Genomic DNA, 1,202 nt, shown 5'->3' with positions numbered 1-1,202 from the left:
CCATGAAGGAGAACGGGTTCTCCGAGCCGTACACCGGCGTGAAGCCCAGCCGCACCAGCCGCTGGTCGGCGACGCACTCCAGGTACTGCCGCATCGACGCGGTGTTCATCCCCGGCAGCCCGTCGCCGCACAGGTCACGGGCGAACTGCAGCTCCGCCTCGACGGCCTCGCGCAGCATGTCGGTGACCTGGCGTCCGAGCTCCTCGTCGAACAGCTCGGGCTCCTCCTTGCGCACGGTGTCCACCACGTCGAACGCGAACGACATGTGCATCGTCTCGTCGCGGAACACCCAGTTGGTGCCGGTCGCCAGGCCGTGCAGCAGGCCCCGGCTGCGGAACCAGTAGACGTAGGCGAACGCGCCGTAGAAGAACAGCCCCTCGATGCAGGCCGCGAAGCAGATCAGGTTGAGCAGGAAGCGGCGCCGGTCGGCCCGCGTCTCCAGCCGGTCGATCTCCTCGACCGAGTCCATCCATGTGAAGCAGAACTCGGCCTTCTCCCGGATGGACGGAATGTTCTCCACGGCCGCGAAGGCCGCCGCCCGGTCGTCCGGATCGGGCAGATAGGTGTCCAGCAGGGTCAGGTAGAACTGGACGTGCACGGCCTCCTCGAACAGCTGCCGCGACAGGTACAACCGCGCCTCGGGCGAGTTGATGTGCTTGTACAGCGTCAGCACCAGGTTGTTCGCCACGATCGAGTCGCCGGTGGCGAAGAACGCCACGAGCCGGCCGATCAGATGCTGCTCCTCGGGCGTCAGCTTCGCCAGGTCGGCGACGTCCGAGTGCAGGTCCACCTCCTCGACGTGCCAGGTGTTCTTGATCGCGTCCCGGTAGCGCTCGTAGAAGTCCGGGTAGCGCATGGGGCGCAGGGTCAGCTCGAAGCCGGGGTCGAGCAGGTTCTTGGTCGTGCTGGTGGTCACTGGCAGGCCTCGCAGGATTCGGGGTTCTCGAGGGAGCAGGCGACGGCCTCGGGGTCGGCCGGCTGCTGGACGGGCACGGCGGCGCGGGCCGCGCGGGCGATCCGGGTCGCCGGGCGGGAGCGCAGGTAGTAGGTGGTCTTCAGCCCCTGCTTCCAGGCGTGGGCGTACATCGAGGAGAGCTTCCCGATGGTCGGCGTCTCCAGGAACAGGTTGAGCGACTGCGCCTGGTCCAGGAACGGGGTGCGGGCGGCGGCCATGTCGATCAGCCCGCGCTGCGGGATCTCCC

At 68.1% G+C, this 1,202-nt stretch carries 1 protein-coding gene and 1 pseudogene; both read right to left on the bottom strand.

What is annotated here, in order from left to right:
- On the bottom strand, window positions 1-856 hold an 856-nt coding region (locus tag LPA54_RS32690; protein WP_228984390.1), incomplete at its 3' end, for a ribonucleotide-diphosphate reductase subunit beta.
- A gap of 56 nt (window positions 857-912) precedes the next feature.
- Window positions 913-1,202 (bottom strand): annotated as a pseudogene (locus LPA54_RS32685) (ribonucleoside-diphosphate reductase subunit alpha); the annotation flags it as partial.

The sequence above is a fragment of the Streptomyces sp. DH12 genome (genome assembly GCF_020873895.1).
GTDB lineage: Bacteria > Actinomycetota > Actinomycetes > Streptomycetales > Streptomycetaceae > Streptomyces.
This window is presented reverse-complemented; position numbering and strand designations above follow the sequence as displayed.